26 protein-coding genes and 1 pseudogene are annotated in these 25,132 nt (G+C 70.8%); 20 read left to right on the top strand and 7 right to left on the bottom strand.

Annotated elements, in window-relative coordinates:
• Positions 1-10 precede the first annotated feature (10 nt).
• The 9 genes from VAB18032_RS29075 (at position 11) to VAB18032_RS29115 (ending at position 8,723) form a co-directional block, all read left to right on the top strand.
• Positions 11-985, top strand: coding sequence for an NAD-dependent epimerase/dehydratase family protein (locus tag VAB18032_RS29075; protein ID WP_013736518.1), 975 nt, complete (start codon positions 11-13; stop codon positions 983-985).
• Positions 986-1,052: 67 nt separating this feature from the next.
• A complete protein-coding gene (locus VAB18032_RS29080; protein ID WP_043722357.1) occupies positions 1,053-2,279 on the top strand; it encodes an LCP family protein in 1,227 nt (408 codons plus the stop codon).
• A 184-nt stretch (positions 2,280-2,463) separates the two neighbouring features.
• Complete coding sequence (locus tag VAB18032_RS29085) at positions 2,464-3,657, top strand: LCP family protein (protein ID WP_050814666.1); 1,194 nt, start codon at positions 2,464-2,466, stop codon at positions 3,655-3,657.
• A 170-nt stretch (positions 3,658-3,827) separates the two neighbouring features.
• A complete protein-coding gene (locus tag VAB18032_RS29090; RefSeq protein WP_463014103.1) occupies positions 3,828-4,793 on the top strand; it encodes an LCP family protein in 966 nt (321 codons plus the stop codon).
• A 59-nt stretch (positions 4,794-4,852) separates the two neighbouring features.
• Positions 4,853-5,188 carry a rhodanese-like domain-containing protein gene (locus tag VAB18032_RS29095; RefSeq protein WP_043726098.1) on the top strand — a complete coding sequence of 112 codons (336 nt, stop codon included), beginning with the start codon at positions 4,853-4,855 and terminating at the stop codon, positions 5,186-5,188.
• A gap of 6 nt (positions 5,189-5,194) precedes the next feature.
• Positions 5,195-5,986: a glycerophosphodiester phosphodiesterase gene (locus tag VAB18032_RS29100; protein WP_013736523.1), complete on the top strand. Its 792-nt coding sequence runs from the start codon at positions 5,195-5,197 to the stop codon at positions 5,984-5,986.
• A gap of 49 nt (positions 5,987-6,035) precedes the next feature.
• Entirely contained in the window at positions 6,036-7,286 is a 1,251-nt protein-coding gene (locus tag VAB18032_RS29105; RefSeq protein ID WP_013736524.1) for a sensor histidine kinase, read from the top strand.
• A 68-nt stretch (positions 7,287-7,354) separates the two neighbouring features.
• Entirely contained in the window at positions 7,355-7,768 is a 414-nt protein-coding gene (locus tag VAB18032_RS29110; RefSeq protein ID WP_013736525.1) for an ATP-binding protein, read from the top strand.
• Positions 7,769-7,838: 70 nt separating this feature from the next.
• Positions 7,839-8,723, top strand: a complete 885-nt coding sequence (locus VAB18032_RS29115) for a DUF5926 family protein (protein WP_013736526.1) — start codon at positions 7,839-7,841, stop codon at positions 8,721-8,723.
• 67 nt (positions 8,724-8,790) lie between these two features.
• Here the strand turns inward: VAB18032_RS29115 and VAB18032_RS29120 are convergent, their stop codons facing one another.
• Complete coding sequence (locus tag VAB18032_RS29120) at positions 8,791-9,990, bottom strand: arginine deiminase (protein WP_043722366.1); 1,200 nt, start codon at positions 9,988-9,990, stop codon at positions 8,791-8,793.
• A gap of 163 nt (positions 9,991-10,153) precedes the next feature.
• On the opposite strand from VAB18032_RS29120, the gene VAB18032_RS29125 reads away from it, so the two are divergent.
• The 4 genes and pseudogenes from VAB18032_RS29125 to pheA all read left to right on the top strand — a co-directional run bounded on the left by VAB18032_RS29125 (position 10,154) and on the right by pheA (position 13,279).
• On the top strand, positions 10,154-10,888 hold the full coding sequence (locus VAB18032_RS29125) for a hypothetical protein (protein WP_043722371.1): 735 nt from the start codon (positions 10,154-10,156) through the stop codon (positions 10,886-10,888).
• Positions 10,889-11,061: 173 nt separating this feature from the next.
• Entirely contained in the window at positions 11,062-11,520 is a 459-nt protein-coding gene (locus VAB18032_RS29130) for a hypothetical protein (RefSeq protein WP_013736529.1), read from the top strand.
• 210 nt (positions 11,521-11,730) lie between these two features.
• Positions 11,731-12,195, top strand: a pseudogene (locus VAB18032_RS29135) (hypothetical protein); the annotation flags it as partial.
• 127 nt (positions 12,196-12,322) lie between these two features.
• A complete protein-coding gene (gene pheA / locus VAB18032_RS29140) occupies positions 12,323-13,279 on the top strand; it encodes a prephenate dehydratase (RefSeq protein WP_013736531.1) in 957 nt (318 codons plus the stop codon).
• 6 nt (positions 13,280-13,285) lie between these two features.
• Here pheA and VAB18032_RS29145 read toward each other — a convergent pair whose 3' ends face one another.
• From VAB18032_RS29145 to VAB18032_RS29155, 3 genes are all read right to left on the bottom strand, one after another.
• Entirely contained in the window at positions 13,286-14,002 is a 717-nt protein-coding gene (locus tag VAB18032_RS29145; protein WP_013736532.1) for an AIM24 family protein, read from the bottom strand.
• A 57-nt stretch (positions 14,003-14,059) separates the two neighbouring features.
• Positions 14,060-14,404 carry a metallopeptidase family protein gene (locus VAB18032_RS29150; protein ID WP_193386341.1) on the bottom strand — a complete coding sequence of 115 codons (345 nt, stop codon included), beginning with the start codon at positions 14,402-14,404 and terminating at the stop codon, positions 14,060-14,062.
• Positions 14,405-14,539: 135 nt separating this feature from the next.
• Positions 14,540-14,971 (bottom strand): OsmC family protein, encoded by a 432-nt coding sequence (locus VAB18032_RS29155; RefSeq protein ID WP_013736534.1) that lies wholly within the window; start codon positions 14,969-14,971, stop codon positions 14,540-14,542.
• A 184-nt stretch (positions 14,972-15,155) separates the two neighbouring features.
• On the opposite strand from VAB18032_RS29155, the gene VAB18032_RS29160 reads away from it, so the two are divergent.
• The 3 genes from VAB18032_RS29160 to VAB18032_RS29170 all read left to right on the top strand — a co-directional run bounded on the left by VAB18032_RS29160 (position 15,156) and on the right by VAB18032_RS29170 (position 17,720).
• On the top strand, positions 15,156-15,863 hold the full coding sequence (locus tag VAB18032_RS29160; RefSeq protein WP_013736535.1) for a hypothetical protein: 708 nt from the start codon (positions 15,156-15,158) through the stop codon (positions 15,861-15,863).
• Positions 15,864-16,083: 220 nt separating this feature from the next.
• Positions 16,084-16,905, top strand: coding sequence for an HAD family hydrolase (locus tag VAB18032_RS29165; RefSeq protein ID WP_013736536.1), 822 nt, complete (start codon positions 16,084-16,086; stop codon positions 16,903-16,905).
• Complete coding sequence (locus tag VAB18032_RS29170; protein WP_013736537.1) at positions 16,905-17,720, top strand: HAD family hydrolase; 816 nt, start codon at positions 16,905-16,907, stop codon at positions 17,718-17,720. The genes VAB18032_RS29165 and VAB18032_RS29170 overlap by 1 nt, the downstream gene beginning before the upstream one ends.
• A 39-nt stretch (positions 17,721-17,759) precedes the next feature.
• Here VAB18032_RS29170 and VAB18032_RS29175 read toward each other — a convergent pair whose 3' ends face one another.
• Positions 17,760-18,365: a bacterial proteasome activator family protein gene (locus tag VAB18032_RS29175; protein ID WP_043722382.1), complete on the bottom strand. Its 606-nt coding sequence runs from the start codon at positions 18,363-18,365 to the stop codon at positions 17,760-17,762.
• A 98-nt stretch (positions 18,366-18,463) separates the two neighbouring features.
• On the opposite strand from VAB18032_RS29175, the gene VAB18032_RS29180 reads away from it, so the two are divergent.
• Together VAB18032_RS29180 and VAB18032_RS29185 are read left to right on the top strand one after the other, a co-directional pair.
• Positions 18,464-19,261: an alpha/beta hydrolase family protein gene (locus VAB18032_RS29180; protein WP_043722384.1), complete on the top strand. Its 798-nt coding sequence runs from the start codon at positions 18,464-18,466 to the stop codon at positions 19,259-19,261.
• Positions 19,262-19,339: 78 nt separating this feature from the next.
• Complete coding sequence (locus tag VAB18032_RS29185) at positions 19,340-20,536, top strand: ABC transporter substrate-binding protein (RefSeq protein ID WP_043722387.1); 1,197 nt, start codon at positions 19,340-19,342, stop codon at positions 20,534-20,536.
• 51 nt (positions 20,537-20,587) lie between these two features.
• Here VAB18032_RS29185 and ddaH read toward each other — a convergent pair whose 3' ends face one another.
• Entirely contained in the window at positions 20,588-21,421 is an 834-nt protein-coding gene (gene ddaH / locus VAB18032_RS29190) for a dimethylargininase (RefSeq protein WP_193386280.1), read from the bottom strand.
• A gap of 59 nt (positions 21,422-21,480) precedes the next feature.
• Between ddaH and VAB18032_RS29195 the strand changes: the two genes are divergently transcribed.
• A complete protein-coding gene (locus VAB18032_RS29195) occupies positions 21,481-21,939 on the top strand; it encodes an Lrp/AsnC family transcriptional regulator (protein WP_013736542.1) in 459 nt (152 codons plus the stop codon).
• A gap of 66 nt (positions 21,940-22,005) precedes the next feature.
• Positions 22,006-23,898, top strand: coding sequence for a beta-propeller domain-containing protein (locus VAB18032_RS29200; protein WP_043726114.1), 1,893 nt, complete (start codon positions 22,006-22,008; stop codon positions 23,896-23,898).
• Between the two features lie 107 nt (positions 23,899-24,005).
• Here the strand turns inward: VAB18032_RS29200 and VAB18032_RS29205 are convergent, their stop codons facing one another.
• Entirely contained in the window at positions 24,006-25,085 is a 1,080-nt protein-coding gene (locus tag VAB18032_RS29205) for a T3SS (YopN, CesT) and YbjN peptide-binding chaperone 1 (protein ID WP_013736544.1), read from the bottom strand.
• Positions 25,086-25,132: the final 47 nt, after the last annotated feature.

Genomic DNA, 25,132 nt, shown 5'->3' on the forward strand with positions numbered 1-25,132 from the left:
GCTTGGCGGCATGAAGGTTGAGCAGCGTTTCGGTCCCGGTCACCGGGTCCTGGTCACCGGCGGCGCCGGCTTCGTTCCCTCGCACCTGGTGGATGCGTTGATCGCCCGCGGTTGCACGGTGGTCGCGGTGGACAACTTCGTCACCGGCTCGAAGGAGAACGTCGCCCACCTGCTCGACGCGCCGACCTTCACACTTGTCGAGGCGGACATTTCCGACGGGCTGCCGGATCATCCCGCGCTGGCGGAACGGTTCGACGCGATCCTGCACATGGCCTCGCCGGCCAGCCCGACCGACTTCGAGAAGCTGCCGGTGGAGATCCTGCGGGTGGGTTCGGTGGCCACCCTGCACCTGCTGGACCGCGCGGTCGCCGACGGCGCCCGGTTCCTGCTGGCCTCCACCTCCGAGGCGTACGGCGACCCGAAGGAACACCCGCAGCGGGAGACGTACTGGGGCAACGTCAACCCGATCGGCATCCGCAGCGTGTACGACGAAGCAAAGCGCTTCTCCGAGGCCGCGACGATGGCGTACCGACGCAGTCGGGGTCTGGACACCGCCATCGTGCGCATCTTCAACACCTACGGCCCCCGGATGCGGCCGGACGACGGACGGGCCATCCCGACCTTCATCTCCCAGGCGCTGCGTGGTGAGCCGATCACCGTGCACGGCACCGGCAACCAGACCCGCTCGATCTGCTACGTGGCGGATCTGGTCCGGGGCATCCTGCTGTTGCTCGACTCCACCGAGAGCGGGCCGGTGAACTGCGGCACCGAGCACGAGGTGAGCATGCGGGAACTGGCCGAGACGATCGTGTCACTCTGCGGCAGCAGCTCTGAGGTGACGTACGTCACCCGCAGCGCCGACGATCCGGAGATGCGCCGGCCCGATCTCAGCCTCGCCCGCGAGGTGCTCGGCTACGAGCCGACGGTGACGCCGGAGATCGGCCTGCGACGCACCATCGACCATTTCCGGGAGCGGCTGGCCTAGCCGGTCCGACACGGCGCGGGGGTTCGACGCAGGGCGACAGTGGCCGGGGCTGCGTACCCTGAGTGACATGTCAGCGACCAGCCCCGATGCCCACCGGCTCCCTCACCTGCACCGCAGCGCCGGGCGCGCGGCGGTGCCGGGCCCCGGTCGCGGCGGGCGTGCCGCCCGACCGGCCGACACCGCCCAGTGGCAGCCCGGCTACGACGAGGAGCCGGTACGGTCCGGCGGGCCGGGCGGCCCGCGTGGGCCGCTGGGGCCGGGAGGACCGGGCAGTGGTCCGCCCCGGAGGCGGGGACCGCACTGGCGGCGCATCGCCTTGGTGGCCGGCGTCGTCGTGTTGGCGCTGGCGTTGATCGGTGGGGGCGGGGCCTGGTTCTACGCCCGCAGCCTCGACAAGAATCTGGCCCGGACCGACCCCTTCTCGGAGATCACCGGCGGTCGGCCGGCGAAGTCGGTGGACGGCGCGCTGAACATCCTCATGGTGGGTACCGACTCGCGGGATCCGGACGCGCCGATGGACCGGCCCGGTGAGTGGCGGGCCGACACGATCATCGTCATGCACATCCCCGCCGACCACCAGAAGGCGTACCTGGTCTCCATCCCCCGTGACCTGTACGTGCCGATTCCGGAGAGCGCCGGCGCGGACTGCGGCTCCGGCCAGCGTCGCAAGATCAACGCCGCCTTCGCCTTCGGCGGGCTGCCGCTGGCGGTACGCACGGTCGAGTGCTTCACCGACGTGCACATCGATCACGTGATGGCGATCGACTTCGGTGGCTTCAAGCAGGTCACCGACGCCCTCGGTGGAGTGGATCTGGAGGTGGAGCGGACGATCACCTCGATCCACAAGCCGTACCGGAAGTTCACCAAGGGCACCAACCACATGAACGGGACCGAGGCGCTGGACTGGATCCGTCAGCGCAAGCAGTTCCCCGACGGCGACTTCGCCCGGATGCGCCACCAGCAGGAGTTCCTGCGTGCCCTGATGGACAAGGCGGCGAGCACCGGCACGCTGACCAACCCGAAGAAGCTGAACGCCTTCCTACGGTCGGTGACCGACGCGGTCACGGTCGATCACGGCTTCTCGCTCACCGACATGGCGGTGCAGTTCCGCAACCTGCGGGGCGAGAACCTCACCTTCGTCACCAGCCCGCACCTGGGCAGCGAGACCATCAACGGCGAGTCGGTGGTGGTCTCCGACCGGGAGAAGGCCCTGGCCATGTACCGCGCGATGTCCGCCGACACGATGGCCGAGTGGATGTCGGCCAACAAGCCATCGACCAGCGGTAACGGCTGACGCGGCCAGCTGAACCCTTCCTGTGAGCCAACGGCTGATCGGATGTTTGACTCTGACCGTTCGGTCATTTCGCCAGGATGACGCGGCGGAGAACAGTAACTGGCCGTCATGAGAACTCGCTTCGGCGGGATTGCGTACGTAAAGTGTCTCCGCCCCCTTTTGCTACACAAGAGCTGGAGCGCGCATGCCGGTTCACAGTTCCGCCTTGCTCGAACCACCTCATGCGACTGCCACCCCACCGCCGCCGCCCGGGGGCAGGAAGCGATCCGGCAAGGCCGGGAAGGGGCGTCCGCGGCGCAAGGATCCGCTCTGGGCCCGACTCACCGTGGTGGCCGGAGCCGTGCTGATGATGACAAGCGGTGTCGCCATCGTCGGCAGCAAGGCGGTGATCAGCCAGGCCACCGGCAGCATCACCCAGCGCAACCTGCTCGGCGACGCGGGCAAGACGTTGGCCGAGGGCGGGTCCGACCTCAAGGGCCCGATCGACATGCTGCTGCTGGGCGTGGACGCCCGGGAGCGCTGGGCCGCCGACGACGTCCGGGCGGACAGCATCATCGTGCTGCACATCCCGGCCACCCACGACCAGGCGTACCTGATCTCCATTCCCCGGGACACCGAGGCGCAGATCCCCGCCTGGCCGAAGGGCAACTACGCCGGCGGCGTCGACAAGATCAACGCCGCGTTCCAGGTCGGCGCCCGCAACGGCGGCGGCTGGGAGGGTGGCGCCCAGGTGATGGCTCAGACGATCAAGAACATGACCGGCGTCAGCTTCGACGGCGCGGCCATCATCAACTTCGGCGGCTTCAAGAACGTCATCGACGCCCTCGGCTCGGTGCGGATCTGCCCGAAGCAGGACGTCAAGTCGACCCACATGTCGTACGTCGACGGCAAGCCGATGTGGAACGCGGACGCCAAGAAGACCGGCAAGCCGCGTACTCCGGTGGTGCACAAGAAGGGCTGCCAGGAGATGGAGGGCTGGGCCGCGCTGGACTTCTCCCGGCAGCGCTACGGCCTCGCCAACAGCGACTACGACCGCCAGCAGAACCAGCAGCAGCTGATCAAGGCGATGGCGAAGAAGGCCAGCCAGAACGGCACGCTGACCAACCCGGTCAAGCTGAACGAGTTGATCAAGGCGGCGGGCAAGGCGTTCATCCTCGACACCGGCGGCGTCTCGGTGGAGGACTTCGTCTTCACCATGCGCGGCGTCACCGGCAACGAGCTGATCATGCTCAAGACCAACGGCGGCACCTACAACGCCAAGGGCAACGGCAACGAGGCGCTCGACGAGCAGACCCTGGACATGTTCCGGGCGGTCCGGCAGGACAAGCTCGCCGAGTTCGTCTTCTACAACCCCGAGGTGATCTCCAACCGGAAGTGACCGGCGGGCGCGGATCTTCGTAATCTCCCGTCACGCTGCGTAAACCTCTCCTAGCCTGACATGAGACGTGTTCAGGTTGGGCTAGCGGGAGGGACGTCACGGCCAGTCGGGTGCGCGACGGCGGGACGCGGCCGCCGGGGAAGGGTTCCCGGCATCCGCGCTGGGCGCGCGTGCTGCTCGGAGCCGGGCTGGTGGTGGTGCTGCTGGCGGCGGTCGCCGTGGTCGGCCTCCGGGTGCTCGCCGACCGGTACGAACGCACCATCACCCACGAGCAGTTGCTCGATCCGTCCGCCCGCACCGACCGTACCGACCTGGACGGACCGCTCAACTACCTGCTCGTCGGCTCGGACCGGCGTCCCGGCGACACCGGTCCGGAGCAACGCACCGACACCATCCTCATCGTGCACGTCCCCGCCGGGCTGCGCGAGGGCTACCTCGTCTCGGTACCCCGGGACCTGTTGGTCAGCATCCCGGCCGCGGCCGGCTGGCCGGGCGGCGATGACAAGATCAACACCGCTTACGAGTACGGCGGGGGCGGCCAGTCCGGTGCCCAGTTGCTCTCCACCACCCTGACCCGGCTCACCGGGATCCGCTTCGACGGTGCCGCCCTCGTCGACTTCGCCGGACTACGCAGCGTCATCGACCTGCTCGACGGCGTCGAGATGTGCGTACGGACCGAGGTGCGCTCGATCCACACCAACCGGGTCTTCCAGCCCGGCTGTCAGCGGATGGACGGCGCTGCGGCGCTCGACTACGTACGCCAGCGCTACGACCTGCCCGGCGGCGACTACGACCGGCAGACCCACCAGCAGCAACTCCTGGGGGCGATGCTCGAACGAGCGGGCGAGACCCGGGTGCGCACCAACCCCGTCCAGATGCACCAGCTCATCAGGGCCGTCGGCGAGTCGTTGACCGTGGACACCAACGGCGTACCGGTGGAGGATCTGCTGCTCGCCCTGCGCGGGCTCTCCACCGACGGACTGCGCGGTGTGCAGGTGCCGTCGTACCCGCAGACCATCGACCAGGTCTCCTACGTCCTGCTCGACAACGGCGGTGAGGGACTGTTCGAGGCGGTCCGCGGCACCCGGATGCCGCAGTGGGCCGGTGCGCATCCGCGCTGGGTGACCCAGCTCTGACGGAGCCATAGGTGGCGTCGATCCTCGCCGGGCCCGCCGAGGATCTACCCTTGGTACCCGTGTTCGGATCCCAGATACCCACCGTGACCGTTTCCGAGATCACCGACGACACGTACCTGCTCGACGTCCGGGAGGACGACGAGTGGGCCGCCGGTCACGCGCCGGAGGCCCACCACCTGCCGATGATGGAGTTGCCGGCCCGGATCGCCGAGGTGCCGACCGACCGCGACGTGGCCGTCATCTGCCGCTCGGGCGGGCGCTCCGCCCAGGTCGTGGCGTACCTGATGCGCAACGGGTGGGACCAGGTCCGCAACGTCGCGGGCGGGATGGGCGACTGGGCGAGCGCCGGACGGCCGGTGGTCGCCGACAACGGGCAGCCGGGCCGGGTCCTGTAGGGCGCAATGGGCGCACCCCTCGTATTCGCGCACCGCGGCGCCTCGCACGACCTGCCCGAACACACCCTCGCGGCCTATCTGCGGGCGCTCGACGAGGGTGCCGACGGGCTGGAGTGCGACGTACGGCTGACCCGCGACGGGCACCTGGTCTGCGTACACGACCGTCGGTTGGAACGGACCAGCAACGGCCGAGGGCCGGTCAGCACCCGTACCCTCGCCGAGTTGGAGAGCCTGGACTTCGGTTCCTGGCACCCGGGCTGCGTACCGCCCGACGGTGACGAGGTGCTCGACGAGTCGCACACCCGGCTGCTCACCCTCGAACGGCTGCTGGAGGCGGTCCTCGCCGCCGGTCGACCGGTACGGCTGCTGGTGGAGACCAAGCACCCGTCCCGCCACGGCGGGGACGTCGAACGTCGACTGGTCGCCCTGCTGCGCCGCCACGGGCTGGCCGAACCGCGCCCGGACGCCCCGGTACAGGTCACCGTGATGTCGTTCTCCCCGCTGGCCGTACGCCGGATCCGGGCTCTTGCTCCCGCGCTGCCGACGGTGCTGCTGCTGGAGGTGCTGCCGCGCTGGCTGCGCCTCGGCCGCCTGCCGTTCGGTGCCGGCATCGCCGGTCCGGGCATCGGGCTGGTGCGGGCCCGACCGATGCTGGTGCCCGCCCTGCGGGCAGCCGGCAACCAGGTCTACGTCTGGACGGTGAACGAGCCGAACGACCTCGACCTGGTGCTGGCCGCCGGGGTCGACGGCGTGATCACCGACCGTCCGGCGCACACGCTCGCCCGATTGGCCCGGTAACCAACTCGGGGGTGCCCAGATACACGAATCGCGGGGCACACTCTGGGTCATGCCGGACCGCACCGACTACTCGGCCCTCATCGCCGGGCACACCGTCATCATCGAGATGATCAATTCCGGTGACGCGGGTCTGCCGGTCCTGAACCGACTGCTCCGGATGGCCCAGCCGGCCCTCGGTGCGGCAGGCATGGCGTTCGTCGAGTTCGCGCCGAGCGGTGGGCGGGTGATCGCCGCCACCGGCGCCGCCGAGTGGATCGTCGGCCGGCCGGTGCCCGCCAACGACCCGGCCACCACCTGCCTGCTCTCCGGGCCGCGCGTGCGGTGCGTACGGACCGACCAGCTGACCAATCAACTCGCCGTCGAACTGGCCGGCCGTGGACTGCTGCAAATGGTCGTGTCCCGGGCGGAACTCGGCGGGCACACCGTCGGCAGTCTGCACGCCCTCTACTCCGCCGACGCCGAGGAACCCAGCACCGAGGAACGGGGAGTCGTCGCCTACCTCGGCACCTGCATCGCGCACATGTACGGCGACCACAGCCACCTGCCGGTGCAGGGTGACGATCCGACGGTCGCGACCCGCGCCGACGGGCCGGACCTTCGAGACGCCCTCGACCAGCAACGCCACGACCGCGAACGCGACCTCTTCGTCGCCGTCACCAGCCACGAGCTGCGTACCCCGGTGACCGTCATCAAGGGGTACGCGGACACCCTCAACGATCACTGGGACTCGCTCGGCGAGGCCGACCGGCGGCAGGCGGCCCGGGTCATCGGGCAACGGGCGAACGAACTGGCCCGGCTGCTCGACCGGCTGCTCTCCTCCGCCGCCGAGGTGTGGCCGGGCGACGGCCCACCGGCCCCGTTCGACTTCGCCGAGACGCTCCGGGTCGCCGTCGCCAACCTGCCGGCCGACCTGCGCCGCCGCGCCACGCTCCAGGTGCCGGCCGACCTGCCCCGGGCGGTCGGGCATCGGCAGAGCCTCGCCACCGTGCTCACCGAACTGGTCACCAACGCCGGAAAGTACTCCCCACCCGGCTCGCCCATCGAGATCAGCGCAGCAGCCGACGGCCGGACGGTCAGCCTTCAGGTCAGTGACCGCGGCATCGGCATCCGCCCGGAACACGTCGAACGCGCCTTCGAACGGTTCTGGCAGGGCGACTCCGGCGACCGGCGGCGCTATCCCGGCACCGGTCTGGGCCTCTATCTCGTCCGTCGGATCGTTGAACAGCAGAATGGATGGGTATTCCTTCGACCGAGGACCGGCGGCGGTACGGTCGCAGAGATGCGACTGCCCTGCCGGTGACCGGTGGGAACAACGGGGGCGGAAGAGGGGCAGAGGTGTCGACCGCAGCTGTCGAACGAGCGTGGTGCGTGGTGGTGCCGCACCACGCCACCGGGGCGCGGGTCGCCCGACACCGGCTCGCCACCGAGTTGGCCGAGGTGGTGCCCCCGACGGTCCTCGCCGACCTGGTGGCGGTCCTGGCCGAATTGGTGGGCAACGCCGTCCGGCACGCCGACCCGCTGCCCGGCGGGGTGGTCCGGGTGTCCTGGCGGTTGCGCGCCACGACCGAGGGCACCCAGGTCCGGCTCCAGGTCACCGACGGCGGGGCTGCGTGCGGTCCGCAGATCCGTCCGGCCGACCTGGGCGCGGCCGACGGCCGTGGCCTGCACATCGTCTCCGGGCTGGCCGACCGGTGGGGCGTGGAACGCGACGGTCTCGGGCAGAGCGTCTGGGCCGACTTCGATCCTGTGCCGCAGCGGCCGGGCCTGGTGCCCGCCGGCTGAACGGCCCGCCAAGGTGGCAGGGGTGGGTCCGGCCCACGCGGTGCCGCCGGGGCCTCTAGGCTGTCTGGCCGTGAGCAAGCGTCGAAAGAACCAGCGGGCGGCCACTCCGAGCGCAAAGCGGGAGCGGGTACGCGACGTCTTCGTGCCCCGCCCCTTCGAAGGGCTGGCCGACGAGCCGGAGTGGATCGCCCTGCGCGAGCTCGTGCCCGCCGCCTCCGCGCCGCTGCGGCTCACCCCGGCGCTGACCGAGGAGTACGGCGACCGCCCGATCACGCTGGCCACGGTGCTGCCGATGGCCGCGCCGGCGATGAGCCGGCAGGACGGGCGCGTCTTCATCGGGCTCCAGCGGCACCAGCAGTCCGGTGACGTGTCGCGGGATCTGGCCGAGTCGCTGCTCTGCGCGCTGCGGACGGAACCGGGCGCGCCGGTCGCCGTACCGCCGTTGCCCGGCCCCGGGCCTCGACTGCAGGACATCCTGGCCGACGGTCCGCTGGAGATCACCCTGCACGAGGGGTTCGAGTTCTGGCTGGTTCCGGAGGCCGTCGACGACCCGACCGTGCAGGCGTCGCTGGAGCGGGCCAACGCGGCGATCTACCCGACCGTACGGTTGGCCGCCGCACCTGCCGCGTACTGGTGCCGGGTGCCGGAGAAGGCGCACGTGCGCTGGGTGCTGCCCGAGGACGAGGAGGCCGCCCTGGACGCCCTGGCACGGCTGAGCGCGGCCGGCTCGCTGACCCTGGGTGAGTCGACCAAGTTCGCGGGCATGTTCCGCGCGCACGGGCGACTGGTGCCGGTCTGGGATCTGCCCGAGGACGTGCCGGCGAGCGACTGGGAGGAGCCGGTCGCCGGGTTCGCCAAGCGGTACGTCGAGGCGCTCGCCGAGACCGGCCCGCTCGACGCGGCGGCCCGCCGGTCCCGGCAGGGTCTGCTCGGCCGCCAGCTCACCCTGCGCTGAGGTCGGGCGCGGGGTGTTAACAGGGGGCCCCGCCTCTACCTGAGGCGTTAAGAAGGGGCCCCTCCTTTCACCCCCGCAGCAGCGGGCAGGACATGCAGCGGGGGCCACCCCGCCCGGAGCCGAGTTCGGAGCCGGCGATCGGGATGATCTCGATGCCGGCCCGTTCCAGCTGCGCGTTGGTCTCGATGTTGCGTTCGTAGCCGACACAGAGTCGGGGTGCCAGCGCCAGCGTGTTGTTGCCGTCGTCCCACTGTTCCCGCTCGGCGGTGACCGGGTCGAGACCGGTGTCGATGACCCGGAGCTGATCCAGGTCCATCGCGTCGGCCGCCGCCCGCAGGAACGGCGCCGGCCCGTCGACCCGCGGGTCGTCGCCGTCGGCACCGGCGATCACGGTGTACGCCGACAGCGAGGTTGCCACGTTCGGGTACATCAGCACCGCGTCGACGTCGACCATCGTGCAGATGGTGTCGAGGTGCATGGTCGCCCGTTCCTGGGCGATCGGCACGACGAGGATGGTGTGGGCCAGTTCGGCGGCGAAGACCCGACGGGCCAGCCGCTCGGCACCGGCCGGAGTGGTCCGCTCGCCCACCCCGACGGCCAGCACCCCGGGCGCCAGCAGCAGAACGTCGCCGCCCTCCAGGTGCTCCAGCTCGGGCCGGTAGACGAACTCGGTGTTGGCGAACCGCGGATGGTGACGGTAGATCGCGTCCGTCAGGGTGGTCTCCCGGCGGCGGGCCGGCATGGCCAGGCTGGTCACGCCCACCCGGTCCCGGATCCACAACGACGAGTCGCGGGTGAACAGCAGGTTGGGCAGCGGTTCGATGACGAAGTCGTGCCGGTCCATCAGGGTGTACACCAGCCCACCCGGGCGGTCCCGGCCGATTCTCAGTTCCTCGTGGGCCAGACCGGCCACCAGCACACCGGCGAGGGCGGCCGGGTCGAGGTACGACAGGTGGGCGGCGACCCGGGCCCGCAGGGTGTCGCCGAGCCGGGGAGAGTCGAGCACCTGCTCGGTGAGTTCGTGCCGGGCGTCGGCCACCGCCAACGTCTCGGTGAGCAGGTCGGTCAGGTAGAGCACCTCGACGCCGCGGGCGCGCAGCGCGTCGGCGAAGCCGTCGTGCTCCTCCTGTGCCCGTCCCACCCAGGGGATCGCGTCGAACAGGAGGGAGTCGTTGTTGCGTGGGGTGAGTCGGGCGAGTTCCGGCCCCGGTCGGTGCACCAGCACGCTGCCGAGCCGACCGACCTCACTGTCCACGTAGTGGCTCACTCTCGCAGCGTAGGGCAGGGTTTGGCGGCATCTGGGAAAACAGCTGTGGATGAATACGGCATTCATCCGCAGTCATTCCGGCGCTCCGGCTTGCCGACCACCCGGACCAGCAACGTAGTGTAGTGAGAACGTAACTTCGAGGGACCTTTTGCCGGAGGTCGCGATGACTGTCTTCCCCGCTCGTCGAGCCGTACCCCCGACCCGGGCACTGCCGCCCGTGGCGGTACCGCACCCCCGGACGGAGGCGGCAGGGGTGGCCGCTCGTCCGTCCCCGTTGGAGTGGGCCCGGCGTCGCCGGGCCGAGCGTGGCGCACGGCGGCTGGAGGCAGCCGGTGCCCGCGCGTTGGGCCAACTGGGTCACCTCGGGCCGGCCTGGCACGTCGTCGACTGGCCCCGGGTGGACCCCGCCGACGTGCTGCTCGACGAGAGCGACGACAACCGGGCCGGGTTCCTCGCCATCGGTCCCAGCGGCCTTTTCGCCGTTACCATCGCCGACCACGGCCGGGCTCGCGTACTGGTCGCCGGTGACGTGGTGCAGATCAACGGCAAGCGTCCGCCGTACGTGACGGAGGCCCGGCGGGACGCCCGGCGAGCCAGCAAGGCGCTCACCGCAGCTGTCGGCCATCCGATTCCGGTCACGCCGGTGCTGACCTTCGTCGGCTCCGGCGTGATCAGCGTCTACGGCCTGCCGAAGGACTGCCTGATGGCCACGCACCGGGAACTCGACAGGCTGCTCGTCGCGGGCGGCAACCGGATCAGTCCGGCCACGGCGGAGAAGCTTTCCCGGGTGGCCCAGCATCCCAGCACCTGGACCACCGGTGGACACCAGCCGGCGGCGGACTACCGGTGGTACGAGGACGGCCGAACGGCCGCTGACAAGGCGGCCACCCACCGGTAACGTCTGCCACGACGCCACGCGGCCGGGCTGTCCCGGCTCGGTATTCGTCCCGGCCGGCTCAGCTGCCGACCGGGACACCGATCCCACCGACGACCCGATGCGCGACGCACGGTCGGCGGTCGCCGCGATGACCGGCTAGCGTGGACGTACCGTCGGTGTACATAGGAGGCGCGGTGGCCCACGTCGAACTCTCGCTCTCGGAAGTGTTCGCGCCCACGACGGGGACACCGACAGAGCAGGAGTGCGACAACATCGGTCGCTGGTCGGCGACGGTGTCCAGCGCGGACGAGCCGTGCCTGCTGATCGACGACCAGACGCGGGTGGTGGCCGTCTCCGCCGCCGGCTGTGAGCTGCTCTGTCTGGGTACGCCGGAGGAGCTGATCGGCCTGCCGCTGCTCGACGGCGGGTTGCGCCTGCTGGACTTCACCGCCAACCGGGGCGAGTTGACCGAGCCGGAGATCGACAAGATCCCACCGCTGCTCGCGCTCACCTCGGGCCGGCTGGCCCGAGGTCTGTTACGCATCGAGTCGGCCACCGTCGGTGGGCCCGACGCGACAGTCGACGCGGTCTCCACCCCGGTGCTCGCCGATGGTGCCGTCGCCGGCTCGCTGACCTTCTTCTCCGAGGTCTGAGCACCCGTCACCGGCACAGGCTCGCGGGCCGCTGTCGGTGCGGTCTTCCACCACGGCAACGGATCCTCCTACCATGGGCCCACCCCATGCACGCCCCCGCGTTCCCCGAGGATCCCTCCCGTGCCGCCCAGTCCCCTCCGTCGCGCCGCTGCCGGCCGTCGCCCGGCCCGCCCCGACCCGCGCCCGCGCGTCGGCTGGGCGGCCGGTGTCCTGGCGCTGACCGGGCTGCTGCTGTCCGGCTGTGGCGAGCCTCCCGAGGTGCGCGATGGCGGCACATCCGGATTGCCGACCACCACGGCGACTCCCAGCCCTTCCGGGCCCGTTACGCCCTCGCCCTCGGTCGCCGTACCGCCCGTCGCCGGCACGGCCGTTCCGACGACGGATGCCGGCCTGGTCGCCACGGCCTGCCGGGGCGAACCGTCGGGTCAGGGCGTCGTCAATCTGGTCCGGGGGCGCTCCGGCCTCCTGCCCCGCAACGCGAAGGTCAAGGTCAGCGAAGGCCCGTTGTGCGCCGCGGACTGGCACTTCACCGCCCTCGACGTGACCGGTTACGAGCCGCTGCACGTGGTCACCCGCCGGCAGGCGGGCGCGCTACGGCTGGTCACCGCCGGCACCGACGTGTGCTCGGTCGAGGTACGGGTCACCGCGCCGCCCGGCGTCCGTAGGCTGGCCTGCGGCGACGACGCCCCGGTCACCGTGCCGTTGCCGACGCAGTTCCCGACCACACCGACGCCGTTGCCGACGACGCCCGCTGCGACGCCTTCGACCACCACACCCGGACCGGGTGCGTAGGCTGGACGCCATGCCGGGAACACCGCCGACCCGCTTCGCCTTCCTCGGTCCCGAGGGGACCTTCGCGGAGCAGGCGTTGCGCACCCTGCCCGCGGCCGAGCGGGGCACGCGTACGCCGGCCCGCAGCGTCGGTGAGGCGCTGGACGCGGTACGCGCCGGTGACGCCGACGCCGCGCTGGTCCCGCTGGAGAACTCGATCGGCGGCGCCGTCGGGGTGACGCTGGACGAGTTGGCCGAGGGCGAGCCGTTGGTGATCACCCGCGAGGTGATCCTGCCGGTGGAGTTCGTCCTCGGTGCACGTGCGGGCACTCAACTGTCGGCGGTTCGCACCGTCGCCGCTCATCCGCAGGCGTCCACGCAGTGTCGCGGCTGGCTGCGGACGTACCTGCCGGACGCGACAGTGATCGACGTACTCTCCAACGGCTCGGCGGCGGCCGGCGCGGCCACGGGCGAGTACGACGCGGCAATCTGTGCTCCGGTGGGCGCGACGCGACACCGGTTGGCCGTGCTCGCTGACAAGATCGCCGATCATCCCGACGCGGTGACCCGGTTCGCCCTGGTCGCCCGGCCGGGTCCACCACCGCCTCCGACCGGCGACGACGTGACGACGCTTGCGGTGTACATCGCGCACGACCGGGTCGGCGCGCTGTTGTCCGTACTCATGGAGCTTGCGGTCCGGGGTGTGAACCTGAGCCGGATCGAGTCCCGGCCGACCGGCAAGGCCCTCGGGGAGTACGTCTTCTTCCTCGACTGCACCGGCCACGTCGCCGACGTCCGGCTGGGCGAGGCGCTCCAGGGGCTACGGCGGGTCTGCGCCGACGTACGCTTCCTCGGCTCCTATCCGCGTCACCGGTGGAGCGGGGCCGAGGGCGAGCAGCCGGTGCCCGCCCCGGCCGGTCTCTCCGACGCCGACTACGCCGACGCCGCGGCCTGGCTCGCCCGGCTCAGGGCCGGCGAGCTGAGCTGAGTCGGCTCAGCGGAACAGGCCGCCGAGCACCCCGCCCTGATCCTGCTGACCGCTGCCCATGATCGGCGGTTCCTCGGACGGCTGGACGACGACGAAGCCCTGCCCCGCGAAGCTCATCGTGTACGCCTCGCCTGTGGTACGGCCCAGCAGCGTGCCCAACCCGAGCTGGTCGGCCCGGTGGTAGCCGGTCTGCAGGCCGGCCGACCAGCAGACCGCCGCCTGCGGATCCACATAGGTGGGCGCGTCGACGGCGAGCACCACCGGGGTGCCCCGGGTGGTCACGGCGATCCGGCCGTGGCCGGTGAAGACGCAGTTGAACAGGCCGGTCGAGGCCATGCCCGCCCCGCCGACCATCTTGATGTCGTACTGGAGGCTGGGGTCGAAGGCCAGCACGCTGGAGCCGTTGATGGACAGTGCGTCGCCCGGTTCGAGGTCGATGATGTGCACGTCCTTGGCGAAGTCGGCCAGGAAGACGTCACCCTGGCCGGTGAGCTTCATCAGCGGCACGCCTTCGCCGGTGAGCTTCTGCTTGAGGAAGTTGCCCAGTCCGCCGGAGCCGAGCGCCTGGAACTGCACATGTCCCTGGTACGCGACCATCGAACCGACGCGGGCCAGCATTTCGCCATTGAGCTCGATCTTGAGCATCTTGGAGTTCTGGAGCCGCATGCCGGGCTGTGCGGACTCCTGCTCCAGGTTCGCCGCTGAGAACAGTTCGCTGCGCATGTCTTCCTCCGTACTCGGCCGGGACTGGTCGAGACGATAGGTCAGCTGCGCAAACCGTCAACCCCAACCGAGGTCGTGCAGGCGCTCGTCGTCGATGCCGAAGTGGTGGGCGATCTCGTGCACCACGGTCACCGCCACCTCCTCGACGACGTCGTCCTCGGTCTCACAGATCCGCAGGATCGGGTTGCGGTAGATCAGAATGCGGTCCGGCAGGACACCGGCGTAGTCCCACCCCCGGTCGGTCAACGCGTGCCCCTCGTACAGGCCGAGCAGATCCTCCCCAGGCGGGGGATCGTCCTCCACCAGGATCACCACGTTGCTCATCAGCGCCAGCAGTTCCTCCGGAACCTCGTCCAGCGCCTCCCCCACCAGTTCCTCGAACCGCTCCCGCTCCATCTCCACCGCCACGTCACCATTCTCCCCCACCCCCAACCCACCCCCACCCCGCGATCTTGCACTTTTCGTCGCCGCATAACGGGACGTAAGCCCCATCTCGTCGACCGAAAGTGCAAGATCGCGGCGGTCAAAGGGGGTGGGTTAGGAGGAGAGGTGGGTGGTGAGGGTGATCTCGGCGCCGGGGGAGAGGAGGCGGGAGATGGGGCAGTTCTGCTTGGCGGTCTCGGCCAGCTCGGCGAAGCGTGCCTCGTCGATGCCGGGAACGACACCGACGGTCTCCAACGCGATGCGGGTCACGGTGAAGCCCGCGTCGGTCTTGTCCAGGTGCACCTTCGCGGTGGTCTCCACGGAGGTCGGCGTCGTGCCGGCGTCGGCGAGGGCCTTGGAGAAGGCCATCGAGAAGCAGCCGGCGTGCGCGGCGCCGATCAGCTCCTCGGGGTTGGTGCCCTCACCCTCCTCGAAGCGGGACTTGAAGGAGTAGTTGCCCTCCAGTCCACCCTTGCCCGTGCGAATGGTGCCGGACCCTTCGGGGAGGTTGCCCTGCCAGCGTGCGGAAGCGGTACGAATAGGCATGCAGCTGACGCTAGTCGAACGCGCACCCGCCGGGCGACCGACCCCGCCAGCTGCGTCCACGTTCCCCGACGGGAGAGGTGGGCTGTGCCAGAATTCGTCACAGACCCCGCCCTGGGCACGCAGCCAAGCCACGAGCAGGCAGCAGGGCCACGAGCAGGCAGCCCGGCCACAAGGAGGCGCAGCGGTGACCCATGACCTCCCCATTCCCCGCCAGGAGGACCGCTCCGAGAGCACAAGCGTCCTTGAGTGGGGCACGGAGGACGAGAAGACCACCAGCACGAGTCGGTGGCGCTCGGCCCTCGGCGGCCTCGGCCACGACCACCGGGTACCGCTGCTGCTCGTCGGGCTCGGTGTCGCCGCCACCCTCGCCTCCCTGCTCGGCGAATGGGTCACCGTCACCCTGCCCACCGGCAGCGAGCGGATCGAGTTGCCGAGCAACGTGTCCGAGATCGGCGGTCTGGGCGTCGGCTACCTGGTCGGGATGCTGATGCTCGGCGTCTCGGTGGCCCTCGCGCTGCGCGGCACCGACAACGTACGCGCCAATGCCCGGGTCGCCGGCCTCGCCCTGGCCGTGGGTCTGGTCGCCGTGCTGGTGGCCACCGCCGTCGCCCTCGAAGACGGCGGCGGCCGCGCGGCGTTGGCCTACTCCACGGAAGACGGATTCGCAGTCGAGCTGGGGCGAGGACTGGTCGCGGCCTTCGCCGCCGTCCTGCTGTTCGCCATCGCCCTCGCCCGCACCACCACCAGGCCCGAGGGTGCGACAAGCGAGCCGGGTCGGCGTCAGCCCCGCCCCCACCGCCAGATCGACGACACCGACACCGACGAGGACGAGGGCGGGCGGCCGATCGACATCACCGTCACCCCCACCGTGCCCTTCGCCCGCGAGCCCTGATCCGACTGATCGGTGCCCCACGCCGCCCCGGCAGACCACCGCACGTTGAGCGGGCCACCGGACGTTAAGCAGCAGCCCTTCCGCTCGCCGCATCCGATTCGCCTGGAAGCCGTGGTTGCGACCCGTTCGACGAGGTACGGTTGCTGCCCGCCGTCACGCCGGGTCGCCACCTGACGACCGGAAACGGCTGGCTGCGACGGCGGTGGGCGAAGGAGGAGAAATGACCCGCCCGGGCCTGCCCAAGCTGATCGCCACCGACCTCGACGGGACGCTCGTGCGCAGCGACGACACCGTGTCGGCGTACACCCATGAGGTTCTGGACCGGGTGCGTGCGGCCGGGATTCCGGTGGTCGGTGCCACCGGCCGGGGCCCACGGCTGACCGAATTGACCCGCAACGACATCCGCGCGGCGGACTTCCTGGTGATGGCCGGTGGCGGCCGGGTGGTCGACCAGAGCGACCCGGCCGGGCCGGTGGTGCTGCGCGACGAACGGCTCTCCAGCGAGGTGCTGGCTACCCTCCTGGCCGACCTGGAAGCCGCGGTCGGCCCGCTGACGGTGATGGTCGAGGCGTCCGACGAGCACGACGCGCCCCTGTGGGGCGACTACCACCCGGCCTGGCCGTATCAGGACCGGTTCGAGGTACGCACCCGCGACGAGTGCCTGGCCGGTGACGTGATCAAGGCGTTCGCGCGGACCGCCGACCACCATGTCGACGAGTTGCTGGCGGTCGCCAGGCAGATCATCCCGCCGCACCTGGCCGCGCTCACCCAGGCCGGGCTCGGCTTCATCGAGATCAGCCCGTCGGGGGTGGACAAGGCGACCGGGCTGAGTGTGGTGGCGCAGAGCCTCGGCGTCGACCCGGCCGAGGTGCTGGTCTTCGGTGACATGCCGAACGACCTGCCGATGTTCGAGTGGGCCGGCTGGGCGCGGGTGGCGGTGGCGAACGCTCACGCCGAGTTGCGTGCCGTGGCCGACGACGTGACCCTGCGCAACGACGACGACGGGGTGGCGGTCTACCTCGACCGGCTACTGTCCAGGTGATGGAGGCACTTCCACGCCTGGTCGCCAGCGACATCGACGGCACGCTGCTGCGCGACGACGCGACGCTCAGCGCCCACACCGCCGAGGTGCTGGCCCGGATCTCCGCCCGGGGCACGCCCGTCGTGCTGGTCACCGGCCGACCGATCCGCTGGCTGAAACTGGTGTACGACCAGCTGGCCGAGCCGGTGCCCGCGGTCTGCGCCAACGGTGCGGTGGTCTACGACCCGGTCAACGACGAGGTGCTGCGCGCCGATCCGCTGGCCCCCGAACTGCTCGCCGAGGTGGCCCGCCGGCTGCGCGCCGAGGTGCCCGGGGTGAGCTTCGCGGTGGAGATCGCCGACAGCCGGCAGATGCGGCACGAGGCGCACTACCCGATGCGCTGGGACGCCGACGACACGGCGATCCGGGTCGTGACGACTCCGGACGAGCTGCACTCGCTGCCGGCGGTGAAACTGCTGGTACGAGCCGAGGAGCAGCAGGATCCCGATCGGTTCACCGAGCTGGTCGCCACTGCCCTCGCCGGACTGGCCGAGGCCACCCACTCCTCGCGCTCCGGCCTGGTGGAGATCTCGGCGGCCGGGGTGACCAAGGCGGCCGGCCTCGCGTGGTACTGCCACCGGCTCGGCATCGAGGCGGACGAGGTGCTGGCCTTCGGCGACATGCCCAACGACGTACCCCTGCTGACCTGGGCCGGCCGGGCGGTGGCGGTGGCCAACGCGCACCCCGCCGTACGGGAGATCGCCGACGAGGTCACCTCGGCGAACTCGGTCGACGGGGTGGCGGCGTACCTGGAGAAGGTCTTCGGGGTGGACTGACGGCTGCGGGGCGCGGCACGCCGCACCCCGCAGCGATCGTCAGAGGTACTGGCCGGTGCTGTGGCCCTCACCGCCGGGCACCTGGCCCAGGCCGGGCATTCCCGGCAGGGCCGCTCCGCTCGGCCCGCTCGGCAACGCCTGCCGGCCGGAGCGCATCTGCTCCAACTGCACCCGGGCGGCCATCTGCTGGGCGACCAGGGCGGCCTGGATGCCGTGGAACAGCCCCTCCAGCCAGCCGACCAGCTGGGCATGGGCGATCCGCAGCTCACCCTCGGTCGGGGCCTGGTCCTCGGTGAACGGCAGCGAGAGTCGCTCCAGCTCCTCGCGCAGCTCGGGCGCCAGCCCTTCCTTGAGCTCGACGATCGACCGCTCGTGGATCTCCCGCATCCGATGCCGGCTGGCGTCGTCCAGCGGCGCGGACTTGACCTCCTCCAGCAGCTGCTTGATCATGCTGCCGATCCGCATCACCTTTGCCGGCTGCTCGACCAGGCGAGTGGGGTCCTCACCCTGGCCGTCGTCGGTCTGCACGGTGCCGACGGGTCGGCCGTCCGGGCCGACCACCACCACGGTGCCCGAGTGCCCGGTGCCGTCCCGGCCAGGCTCGTCGTTCTGTCCAGCGGTACGCGCTTCGGTCATGGCATCCATCTTGACTCAGCCATCCCCGTCGCCGCCCGCCGGCCCGGCCGAGAAGGTGCAATGGACCCGTCCGGTCGGCCGCCGACCAGCCGCGCTACCGTCGGCCGATGTCGCCCGATCCCCGCGCCGTGCTCAGCCGACCCGCGCCTGAGCCGGACCTCACCGTCGCCTACGGCGAGCATCCCGATCAGGTCGCCGATCTGCGCCGCCCGCCCGGCGCGACCCCGCCCCGCCCACTGGTGATCGTGGTGCACGGCGGTTTCTGGCGCGTGGAGTACGACCGGCGGCACACCGACTCGCTGGCCGTCGGGCTGGCCCGGCTCGGCTTTCCGATCGCGCAACTGGAGTACCGCCGGACCGGGCAACCCGGTGGTGGCTGGCCCGTCACGCTGACCGACGTCCGCTCCGGGGTGTCCGCACTGCCGGGGTTGGCCGCTGCGGCGCTGCCCGGTCAGGTCGCGCCGGTGCCGCCGATTTTGGTCGGCCACTCGGCCGGCGGTCATCTCGCGCTGCACACCGCGACGCGCTCACCGCAGGACGTCGGCGGCGTGCTCGCGCTCGCCCCGGTCGTCGACCTGGCCGAGGCGTACCGGCTGGATCTGGACGCGGGCGCGGTGGCGGCGTTGCTGGGTGGTGGGCCGGCCGATGTGCCCGATCGCTACGAGGTCGCGGACCCACGAGCCACCCCGCCTCCGTCAACACGGACGGTAGTGATTCACGGCACCCTGGATCAGCACGTTCCGGTCCACATGAGCAGGGCGTACGTGCAGGCCGCACAGGCACTAGGTGCGGATATGCACCTTGTCGAGCTGCCCGACTGCGAACATTTCGGGCTCATCGACCCGGAGTCTCCGGCCTGGTCGCAGGTTACCGCCGCGTTCCGTTCTCTAGTCGAAGATCATTAACCATTGACGCAGCGTCGCTAAGCAGGTAGAACGCCGGAGGGGCGGGAGGCCCCGGCAGCACATCCGAAGGGAACCCCGGTGTCGCAGATGAACCGTAGGCGGGCACTCCAGATGCTGGCCGCGCTCGGCGCCGGCGGCCTCGCCGCCGGATGTGCCTCGGACACCGAGGAGCCCGCGAAGCCGAAGAGTCCGGTCAAGGTCGGGCTCGTCGCACCGCAGTCCGGCTCAGGCAAGGCCGTCGGTGACGAGTTGCGTAACGGCTTCCAGCTCTATCTGGACCTCAACGAGGGCCAACTCGGCGGCCATCCGGTCAACCTGCTCGTCGCCGACGAGGGTGACAGCGTCAAGTCCGGTCAGGCCGCCGTCGACGGGCTGCTCAAACAGGGCGTGCTCGCACTGACCGGAGTCGCCTCCTCGGCGGTCATGTTCGGCATCCGGGACACCATCGAGCAGGCCCGGGTGCCGCTGATCGGTTCCAACGCCTCACCCTCCAGCCTCCAGAGCGTCGTCTACATCTGGCGCACCTCGTACGTGCTCGACGAGGCCGGCCGGGCACTCGGCCGCTACCTGCGGGACGTGTTGGGCCCCGACGACCGGGTGGCGATCGTCATGCCGGAGTCGGCCGTCGGAGGAGACGACGTGCTGCTCGGCTTCCGCCAGGAGTTCGGCGAATCCGACCCGCGCATCGCGGATCAGGTCGTCTTCACCACCAACAACGCGAACCCGGGCAAGGGTGCCTTCGTCCGGGACATCGACCGCGCGTTGAGCCGCAACCCGTCGGTCGTCTTCTGCTTCTACTCCGGCCCGGCGGCGGCGGAGTTCATCATGCAGCTCCGCGACGCCGGCTTCCAGGGCGGCATCTACGCTCCCGGGTTCCTCACCGAGGGCACCGTGCTGGACAGCGTCCGGCCGGCCAACGACGCCCTGGGCATCCGCACCGCGCTGAACTACTCCGCCGACCTGAACAACGCCGCCAACCGCCGGTTCGCCTCGGCGTACCGCAAGAAGCACAGCGCCTCGCCGACCACCTACGCGATGGCCTCGTACGACGCGGCGAAGGTGCTCGACCAGGCGATCCGCCTGGCCGGCGAGGACCCCACCCCGCAGACGGTCAACCTGGCGCTGGGCCGGATCGGTCAGATCGACAGCCCGCGCGGCGCCTGGCAGTTCAACCAGCCGCGTACCCCGCAGCAGAAGTGGTACCTGCGGGAGGTTCAGCACGACGGCCAGGTGCTGTCGAACGTGATGGTCAGCGAGCTGGCCACGCTGGGCTGACCCCGGTTCATCCCACGACGAGCAGGGTCGGCGACCCTGCTCGTCGTCCGCTCAGTGCCGCAACTCGGCGATGCAGCACTTCACGCTGCCGCCGCCCTTCTTCAGCTCGGCCAACTCCACCGGCACCGGCGTGTAGCCGGCCGCCTTGAGTCGCCCGGCCAGCCGGGTCGCCTCGCTGTTGAGCACCACGTTCGCGCCGTCGCTCACCAGGTTGAGTCCGAAGGCGAGGACGTCCTCGGCCTCCGCCAGCACCGCGTCCGGAAAGAGTTGGGCGAGCACCTTCTGACCGGCCGCGGAGAAGGCGCCCGGGTAGTAGACGATGTTGCCGTCGTCGATCGAGGCGAGGGCAACGTCCAGGTGGTAGAAGCGCGGGTCGACCAGCCGCAGCGAGATCACCGGGCGGCCCAGCGCCTCCTGTGCCTCGGCGTGCGCGGCCAGCTCGGTACGGAATCCGTACCCGGCGAGGATCAGCCCACCGTGCGCCTCCGGCAGGTACGCGAAGTCGCCCTCGCCCTCGTTCGTCTCGTTCGGCGCGATGAACCGCCAGCCCTGCGACTCGTAGAAGGCCCGGTGGGCAGCCGCCTCGGCGGTGCGCTGATGGTGCTTGAACCGGGCCCCGTAGACCGTTCCGTCGACGCTGAACGCGCCGTTGGCGGCGTAGACCATGTCGGGGAGTCCGGGCTCGGGTGCCAGCAGGTGCACCTCGTGCCCCAGACCGACAAGGGTTTCCCGCAGGCGGTCCCACTGCTTGACGGCCAACTCCGGGTCGACCGGCCTGGTCACGTCCATCCACGGGTTGATCGCGTACTCGACCGCGAAATACTCCGGTGAGCACATGAGATATGTCCGCTTTCGCGGCACTCGCTGCTGGTCCACGGTCACCAAGAGTAGGTAGGCTCAGACTTTCGTAACAGCCACGACCATTGCTTCTCAGGGGCGAAACGTTGCAGATCGACGCGGTTGACCAGCGAATCATTGCATTGCTCGTCGCTGATGCCCGTGCCTCGTACGCGGACATCGGCACCCGGGTCTCACTCTCCGCTCCGGCCGTCAAGCGACGGGTGGACCGACTACGTGCCGCCGGGGTCATCCGGGGATTCACCGCCATCGTCGACCCGGCGTCGGTCGGCTGGACCACGGAGGCGTTCGTCGAGCTGTTCTGCGCCGGCCGCACCACCCCGGCACAGATCGGCGCCGCGGTGCGCCGCCATCCCGAGGTGGTCGGGGCGTACACGGTCTCCGGGGAGGCCGACGCGCTCGTGCATCTGCGGGCCGCCGACATCGCCCACCTTGAGCAGGCGTTGGAGCGGTTGCGGGCGGAGAGTTTCGTGACCTCCAGCCGCAGCACCATCGTGCTGTCCCGACTTGTCGAGTCCCCCGGCGTCGGCCCGTCGATCAGCTGACCATCGGTCGGGATCTCGCCGCCGGTGCGGAACCGGACGACGACCGGCGGCGTCGAAGCCGACATGATGCGGGCAAGCAGAGTCGTCGCGGTCGGCAGCACCCTGGTCGCACTGACCCTGCTCGCCGGCAGTACGGCCGGTCCGAACCCGGTCCGGCCGACCGGGTCGGTGATGGTGCCGGTGGCCGCCCTGACCTCGTTCGACTCCTGCGCCGAGGCCCTGACCGAACTGCGCGCCGCGGCCCGCGACTCGGTCGGGCCGTACGGCTTCGAGGACGGCACACTGTTGAGCGCCCGGGCGGCCGTCGCGGCCGGGGCAGAGGGCGGGAGCCAACCTCTCGGCGATGCCGGGCCTGACCACTCGAAGACCAACAACCATGAAGCCGACGCGGACGAACCGGACGTGGTGAAGACCGACGGCCGACGGATCGTCACGGTCACCTCCGGCATGCTGCGGGTGATCGACCCGGCCGGCCGACGGATCACCGGCCAGCTCGACCTGCCCGGCGCGGAAGCGGACGCCTACTGGGGCTCGTACCGACTGCTGCTGCACGGCGACCGGGCGTTGGTGCTGGCCGACGGGTCACCGTTCGTCACGATGGACCGGGCCTGGCCGACGCCGCCGGTCGAATCGGCCCGCCTGTTCCTGGTCGACCTGGCCGGTGCGCCCACGGTGCTCGGCTCGTACCGGATCGAGGGCAGCCTGCTCGACGGCCGGCTGACCGGCGACACCGCGCGGGTGGTGGTCCGCACCGCACCCCGGATCGAGTTCCCGCTCGACGCGATCGGCAGCGACCGGGCCCGTACCAGGCAGAACCGCGCCATCATCGACCGGGCCGGAATCGAGTCCTGGCTGCCGGAGTACGAGTGGACGGCCGGCGACGAGCGGCACACCGGGCGGGTCGACTGCGATCGGCTCAGCCGTCCGAAGCGGATGACCGGCACCTCGCTGCTCACCGTGCTCAGCTTCGACCTCGCCGCCGACCAGCTGGGCGCGGGCGACCCGGTAAGCGTCGCCGCCGACGCGACCACCGTCTACGGCACGGCGCGGAGCCTGTACCTCGCCGGTCAGCAGCCACAACCCGGTATGGGCCTGCTCCGCTGGCGACCCACCGTCCGCGACCAGGTCACCGAGATCTACCAGTTCGACACCAGCGAGCCGGGTCGTCCCCACTACCTCGCCGCCGGCACCGTGCCAGGCTGGCTGATCAACCAGTACGCGCTCTCCGAATGGGACGGACACCTGCGGGTGGCCACCACCGTCGGCGACGTCTGGGGCGAGGAACGCCGATCCGAGTCGACCGTACGGGTGCTGCGCCGCGACGGCGGGTCACTCGTGCCGACCGGTGCGGTCGGCGGGCTCGGACGCGGCGAACGCATCTACTCCGTGCGGTATCTCGGGCACGTCGCGTACGTGGTGACCTTCCGGCAGACCGACCCGCTCTACTCACTCGACCTGACCGACCCGACGAAGCCGCTGGTGACCGGCGAGCTGAAGATCACCGGCTATTCCGCGTACCTGCATCCGCTGCCCGACGGGCGGCTACTCGGCGTGGGTCAGGAGGCCGACGGTCAGGGCCGCACCGAGGGCGTGCAGGTGTCCCTCTTCGACGTGCGGAACCCGGCCCGGCCGACCCGACTGGACCAGTGGCACCTACCGTCCGGCTGGTCCGCCGCCGAGCACGACCCGCACGCCTTTCTGTACTGGCCGGCCAACGGCCTGGTGGTGCTGCCGGTGGACACCGGCCTGCGGCTGCTGCGGGTCAGCGCCGACCGGATCAGCGAGATCGGTCAGGTCACCCACCCGACCGTCACGACGCACAGCGACCGGGCCTGGCGGCGACCGGACGTACAGCGTGCACTGATGATCGGCGACGTGCTCTGGACCGTCTCCGAAGCGGGCCTACGGGCCTCCGATCCGGCCACAGCCCAGGGCCTCGGCTGGATCCCGACGACCTGAATCACCCTCCCCCGAGGGGTGGGGCCCGGTATCTGGGGATCTCCGGGCCCCACCTCTTGACCTCGACGGCACCTCGACTTGACCTCGACGGCACCCCGACGGCGGGCTCAGAGGTACATGCCGGTGCGGTGCTCACCCCGCCCCGGCTTGTCCCCCTCGCCGAAGAAGCGCTTGCCGCCGAACTCACCGTGCAGCCGGTCGTCCAACTCGTCGGCCAGGCCGGTCATCACCTGCACGGCGAGCATCAGGTGGGTGGGCTGGAAGTTGCGGCCAAAGACCGGGATCGACGCCCAGACGGTGTCGTCGGCACAGTAGAGCCGGCCGATCGGCATCCGGTTGGTCAGCTCGGAGAGCTTCACGTAGAGCCGCTCGGTGGGCTCGACCTCGGTGAGCACCGGGGAGAAGACGTCGACCAGCGGCGGGTTGTCGCGTACCCGGACGAAGACCATCGCTGATCCGGCACGGATGTTGATGTCGCCGTCGGAATCGACCTGGACCCGGTCGGAGTCGGACTTCAGCATGGTCGACACCACCGTCCGGACCCGCTCGGCCAACTCCAGCACCTCGGTGTCCGCGCCGGAGTCAGCGGTGTCCGCCAGCGCCTGCGCCAGATCGGTCTCGATCTCCCGACCGGTGCCGAACTCGCTGCGTGCGGTGCCCAGTGGCGCGCCGGCAAGCGGCTCACCCTCCGCGTCGACGATCAGGTAGACCAGGAACGCCGGGTGTGGCGCGCCGTAGATGTCGCGCAGCGTACGCGAGATCAGGGCGGCCAGTCGGCTGCTCTCGGTCACCGCGCAGTGCAGGCCGAACTGGTCACCGGAGCCCTCCAGCACCCCCGGCGGAGACCAGCCCAGCGCGACCATGTCGGCCACCGCCGACCGGTCCAGCCGGTAGCCCTGCGGCAGGGTCGCGTTGCCCACCGCCCGCGCCGTCAACCCACCGTCCTCGGTGACGTCGACGCTGACGGAGTAGACGGCGTCATCGATACCGGAGGCCGTCGGGTCGAGGGTCAACTCCACGTGGGCACCCGGTGGCAGGGCCGCCAGCCGGTCGGCAAGTGCCCGCGCGAACTCCCGCCACGCATGGGTCACCTTCGCCCGCAGGTCGGCCGTGCTCGGCTCATCGAGCAGAATCGACTCGTGGTGTGCCGGCGTGCCGGGCGGTGCCGAGGGGTGGTCTGCCGTCATGATCGCCTCCGTCCGTTCCGGCCACCCTACCGAGCCCGCCGTCGAGA

The organism is Micromonospora maris AB-18-032 (assembly GCF_000204155.1).
Lineage (GTDB): Bacteria > Actinomycetota > Actinomycetes > Mycobacteriales > Micromonosporaceae > Micromonospora > Micromonospora gifhornensis.

Coding starts and splice junctions, on each gene's coding strand:
- VAB18032_RS29075 (WP_013736518.1), top strand. CDS start 11: ATGAAGGTTGAGCAGCGTTTCGGTCCCGGTCACCGGGTCCTGGTCACC.
- VAB18032_RS29080 (WP_043722357.1), top strand. CDS start 1,053: ATGTCAGCGACCAGCCCCGATGCCCACCGGCTCCCTCACCTGCACCGC.
- VAB18032_RS29085 (WP_050814666.1), top strand. CDS start 2,464: ATGCCGGTTCACAGTTCCGCCTTGCTCGAACCACCTCATGCGACTGCC.
- VAB18032_RS29100 (WP_013736523.1), top strand. CDS start 5,195: ATGGGCGCACCCCTCGTATTCGCGCACCGCGGCGCCTCGCACGACCTG.
- VAB18032_RS29105 (WP_013736524.1), top strand. CDS start 6,036: ATGCCGGACCGCACCGACTACTCGGCCCTCATCGCCGGGCACACCGTC.
- VAB18032_RS29125 (WP_043722371.1), top strand. CDS start 10,154: ATGACTGTCTTCCCCGCTCGTCGAGCCGTACCCCCGACCCGGGCACTG.
- pheA (WP_013736531.1), top strand. CDS start 12,323: ATGCCGGGAACACCGCCGACCCGCTTCGCCTTCCTCGGTCCCGAGGGG.
- VAB18032_RS29145 (WP_013736532.1), bottom strand. CDS start 14,002: ATGCGCAGCGAACTGTTCTCAGCGGCGAACCTGGAGCAGGAGTCCGCA.
- VAB18032_RS29155 (WP_013736534.1), bottom strand. CDS start 14,971: ATGCCTATTCGTACCGCTTCCGCACGCTGGCAGGGCAACCTCCCCGAA.
- VAB18032_RS29165 (WP_013736536.1), top strand. CDS start 16,084: ATGACCCGCCCGGGCCTGCCCAAGCTGATCGCCACCGACCTCGACGGG.
- VAB18032_RS29170 (WP_013736537.1), top strand. CDS start 16,905: ATGGAGGCACTTCCACGCCTGGTCGCCAGCGACATCGACGGCACGCTG.
- VAB18032_RS29175 (WP_043722382.1), bottom strand. CDS start 18,365: ATGGATGCCATGACCGAAGCGCGTACCGCTGGACAGAACGACGAGCCT.
- VAB18032_RS29180 (WP_043722384.1), top strand. CDS start 18,464: ATGTCGCCCGATCCCCGCGCCGTGCTCAGCCGACCCGCGCCTGAGCCG.
- VAB18032_RS29200 (WP_043726114.1), top strand. CDS start 22,006: ATGCGGGCAAGCAGAGTCGTCGCGGTCGGCAGCACCCTGGTCGCACTG.
- VAB18032_RS29205 (WP_013736544.1), bottom strand. CDS start 25,085: ATGACGGCAGACCACCCCTCGGCACCGCCCGGCACGCCGGCACACCAC.